This window comes from Streptomyces sp. URMC 123, assembly GCF_051386515.1.
In the GTDB taxonomy this organism is placed as follows: domain Bacteria; phylum Actinomycetota; class Actinomycetes; order Streptomycetales; family Streptomycetaceae; genus Streptomyces.
On record NZ_JBPQTV010000447.1, the window covers coordinates 1 to 4246 of the forward strand.

The 4246-nt window shown below is 77.4% G+C and carries 2 protein-coding genes and 1 pseudogene; all 3 read left to right on the top strand.

The window, feature by feature from the left end; translation table 11 throughout:
• Nucleotides 1-150: 150 nt before the first annotated feature.
• The 3 genes and pseudogenes from ACSNOD_RS29050 (at nucleotide 151) to ACSNOD_RS29060 (ending at nucleotide 3163) form a co-directional block, all read left to right on the top strand.
• Nucleotides 151-1297: pseudogene (locus tag ACSNOD_RS29050) on the top strand (ArsA-related P-loop ATPase).
• Nucleotides 1298-1517: 220 nt separating this feature from the next.
• Nucleotides 1518-2039, top strand: coding sequence for a DUF5304 domain-containing protein (locus ACSNOD_RS29055; protein ID WP_436770055.1), 522 nt, complete (start codon nucleotides 1518-1520; stop codon nucleotides 2037-2039).
• Nucleotides 2040-2221: 182 nt separating this feature from the next.
• Nucleotides 2222-3163, top strand: a complete 942-nt coding sequence (locus tag ACSNOD_RS29060) for an ROK family glucokinase (RefSeq protein WP_436770056.1) — start codon at nucleotides 2222-2224, stop codon at nucleotides 3161-3163.
• The last annotated feature ends 1083 nt before the right edge of the window (nucleotides 3164-4246 follow it).

The window sequence follows — 4246 nt, forward strand, 5'->3', positions numbered from 1 at the left end:
GCTCTCGCGCGCGGGGGCGGTGGGCGTGGGTCGGGTTCGGGTTCCCATGGTTCGGGTTCCGGGGGTTCCGCTTCCGGTCCGGCTTCGGTTCCGGCCGCTGGTCTCGGTGGCGGGCTCGACCTCGGCGCCGCCTGGACGGCGCCCGTCGAGATCGCCCCGGGCCTCGCCGCGGCCCGGATCGACCCGGCCGAACACGTCCGCCGCGAGCTGCTCGCCCTCCAGGACCGCGGCTCCGCCGCCCTCGACCTGCTCGGGGCGGCGCCGCTGGACCGCGAGGAGCTCACCGAACTGCCGGGCGCGCCGCAGCTCGCGCTGCTCCGGGCGCTGCGCGCGCTCGACGCCCCCGGTTCCCCGGGCTCCCCGGCCACCGGGCCCGAGGTCGTCGTCATCGACCTGCCGCCCCTCGTCGACGCCCTGACCCTGCTCGCCCTGCCCGAGCAGCTCCGCCGCTATCTGCGCCGGCTGCTGCCCCCCGAGCGGCGCGCCGGCCGCACCCTGCGGCCGATGCTCGCCCAGCTCGCGGGGATGGCGGCCCCCATCGACTGGCTGTACGAGACCGCCACCCGCTGGGAGGAGGACCTCGCCGCCGCCCAAGCCGTCGTCGACTCCGCCGACACCACCGTGCGGCTCGTGGTCGAGCCCGGCCCGGCCGGCGTCGACCTGCTGCGCGCCGCCCGCGCCGGCCTCGGGCTGTACGGGCACCGGGTGGACGCCGTCGTCGCCAACCGCGTGCTGCCCACCGGCTCCACCGACCCGTGGACCGCCGCGCTCTCCGGACAGCAGCAGATCGCGCTCAAGGAACTGGCCGAGGAGTACGGGGGCGCCGGCGCGGCCGGGGGCTCCGGTGAGGCCGGTGGCCCCGCGGGCTCGGACGGCTCCGGTGGTGAAGCGGGCGGTGGGTCGCCGGACGAGCCGCCGGCCCCACCCGGGCTGTACGAGGTGCCGCACCTCGGGCGCGATCCGCGCGGGCTCGACGACCTGGCCGCGCTGGCCGGTCTCGCCACGACCGCCGCCTCCGGCGCCCCGGCCCTGGCACGTGGAGGACCGGCTCGCCGACGACGGCCTGCTGATCTGGCACCTGCCGCTGCCCGGCGCCCGCCGGGGCGATCTCGACCTCGTCCGCAGGGGCGACGAACTCGTCGTCGCCGTGGGCCCCTTCCGCCGAATACTCCCGCTGCCGTCCGCGCTGCGCCGCTGCACGGTCTCCGGCGCCGGCCTCGCCGACGGCGTCCTCAGGGTCCGCTTCGCGCCCGACCCGGCGCTCTGGCCCCGTACGGCCGGAGGGGCCGCGCGGTGAGGCCCGGCGCGGCGAGCGTGGTGTGGCCGGGTGCGGTGAGCGTGGTGAGGCCCGGCGCGGTGCGCGCGGTGAGGCCCGGCGCGGTGCCGAAACCCGTCCCGCAGGCCCGCCGCGTCGCGGACGCGGTTCGCCCATTCGGGTAACGTCGAAGGCGACCCCTCCCCGGACGCCGTGTCCGGGAGGTGCCCCACAGCGCCGAATCCGCCTCAGGAGTCCCGCCATGAGCGAAGCCACCGAGCGCCCCCTCGACGACTCCGTGGACGCCGACGCCTGGGCGCGCGCGTGCGCGGAGGACCTCGCCGCCGAGCGCGACCGCCGCCGCGGCCGGCCCGCCGGCGAGCCCGGCAGCGCCGCCGACGAGCTGCGCAAGCTCGTCGACGCCGTCGCCGACAAGCTCTCCGCCTTCCAGGCGCCCCTCGCGGGCGCCGTCGCCCAGGACGCCGTGCGCCAGTTCGTCGACCGGGCCAAGGCCGCCGTCGAGCCCGTGATCGAGCGCAATCCCCAGGTCTTCGACCACCTCGCGGCCGCCGGTACGGAGCTGATGGCCGCGTATCGGGCGGCGGTCACCGGGTCCGCCGCCGGTACGGGCGCCGGCTCCGACGCCGCCGCCGGTGCCGCCGACACCACCGGTGACGCCGGTGCGGAGCGCCGCCGGGGCGAGGGGGCCGACGGGCCGTCCGGGCCCGGCCCGGACGAGCGGCGCGACGGCCCCGCCGACAGCGGCCGCATCGACCTCGACTGACCGGGCCCGACCTCCACCGACCTCCGTCGACCCCGGTCGACCGCCCTTGGGAGGCGGCCCCGATCGAGCGGCGAGCACCGACCGAGCCGGGCCCGAGCGGGCAGGTCCCTACTGCCCTTGGGCGGGGTGCGCCTCCGGTACGGTGGGCCGCAGCGGGGTTCGACCGAAAAACTGAGGAAACAATGGGACTCACCATCGGCGTCGACATCGGCGGCACCAAGATCGCGGCCGGCGTGGTCGACGAAGAGGGCTCGATTCTCGAGACCTGCAAGGTGCCCACGCCGCCCACGCCCGAGGGCGTCATCGACGCGATCGCCGACGCGGTGCGCACCGTCAGCACCGGCCACCAGGTCGAGGCCGTCGGCATCGGCGCGGCCGGCTACGTCGACGACAAGCGCGCCACGGTCCTCTTCGCGCCGAACATCAACTGGCGCCACGAGGCGCTCAAGGACAAGGTCGAGCAGCGCGTCGGGATGCCCGTCGTCGTCGAGAACGACGCGAACGCCGCCGCGTGGGGCGAGTACAAGTTCGGCGCGGGCCAGGGCCACGACGACGTCATCTGCATCACCCTCGGCACGGGCCTCGGCGGCGGCATCATCATCGGCAACAAGCTGCGCCGCGGGCGGTTCGGCGTCGCCGGCGAGTTCGGCCACATCCGGGTCGTCCCGGACGGCCTGCTGTGCGGGTGCGGCAGCCAGGGCTGCTGGGAGCAGTACGCGTCCGGGCGCGCGCTCGTCCGCTACGCGCGGCAGCGGGCCCAGGCCACGCCGGACTCGGCGCGCATCCTGCTCGCCCTCGGTGACGGTACGCCCGAGGGCGTCCAGGGCCGCCACGTCAGCGCGGCCGCGCGACAGGGCGACCCGGTGGCCATCGACTCCTTCCGCGAGCTGGCCCGCTGGGCCGGCGCCGGCCTCGCGGACCTCGCCTCGCTCTTCGACCCCTCGGCGTTCATCGTCGGCGGCGGCGTCTCGGACGAGGGCGACCTCGTGCTGGACCCGATCCGCAAGTCGTTCCGGCGCTGGCTGGTCGGCAGCCAGTGGCGGCCCCACGCGCAGGTGCTGGCCGCCCAGCTCGGCGGCAAGGCGGGCCTCGTCGGCGCGGCGGACCTGGCACGCCAAGGCTGACCCCCCGAGCCCTCGCTCCGCGAGGGCTCGGTCTTTTTCCGCGCAAGCGGTTGGTCATCCTCGCCCCGGGGCGGCCCACCCCGGCGGTGCCGAGCCGGTCTCAGGGCCGGGGGCCCGGCCCGTGCGGGCCTGAGTGTTGCGTCTGGTCGTGCGGCCCACTTCGTTCGCCGCGACGGTGGGGCGGGCCGGCGTCGCCAAGCCGGCCCACGGGCTCGGCAGAGCGTACGGCCCGTGGCAAGGTCTCCTCGCCCACAACCGGCCTCCGGCCGGGTGGGCCCACGCCCGCCGTGAGCAAGGGCCTTTCGCGCACCAGCCTGGCCCAACGCCACGCCCCGGCGGCGCTGCCGCCCGCAACCCCGGCCCGGCGAGCGGGCAAATTCCTTTCCGCCGCGACGGCGACCAACGGAAACGGCGCGTCCCGGCGGTGCCGAGCCGGCCCCCCGGGCCGGGGCCAGCTCGTGTTGGCCTGAGCGCCAGGGCCTGCGCCGCGGCCCCGGCCCGCAGGCTTCGCCGCGCATGTGGCTTTCGGTGCCTCACCCGGCCTCCGGCCTGGGTGGCCGCGCCTCGGCCGTGCGGCGGCAAAACCGGCAACGGCACGCCCCGGCGTCGCCGGCGGGCCTCCCGGCCGGGGCTGGGGGCCCCGGCCCGGGGAGCGGGCGAAATTCTTTCCGCCGCAGCGGCGAGCAACGGAAATGGCGCGTTCCGGCGGTGCCGAGCCGGCCCCCCGGGCCGGGGGCCAGCTCGTGTTGGCCTGAGCGCTGGGTCTGGCCGTGCGGCGCCCTTTGTCCGCCGACCGGCGTCGCGACTTTGGGCCGCAGGCTTCGCCGCGCGTGCGGCTTTCGGCGCCTCACCCCGGCCTTCGGCCGGGGTGGCCGCGCCTCGGCTCTGCAGCGGCAAGTCCGGGAACGGCACGCCCCGGCGTTGCCGGTGGGCTCCCGGCCGGGGCCGGGGGGCCCGGCCCGCGGAGCGGGCAGAAATCTTTCCGCCGCGGCGAGCAACGCAAACGGCGCGTTTCGGCGGTGCCGAATTTGCCTCGGGGCGGGGCCCAGGCTGTGAGGCGGCGAGTCTGCGTCGCGACCCTGG

Excerpts from the sequence above, each read along its gene's own strand:
- ACSNOD_RS29055 (WP_436770055.1), top strand. The coding sequence starts at position 1,518 with ATGAGCGAAGCCACCGAGCGCCCCCTCGACGACTCCGTGGACGCCGAC.
- ACSNOD_RS29060 (WP_436770056.1), top strand. The coding sequence starts at position 2,222 with ATGGGACTCACCATCGGCGTCGACATCGGCGGCACCAAGATCGCGGCC.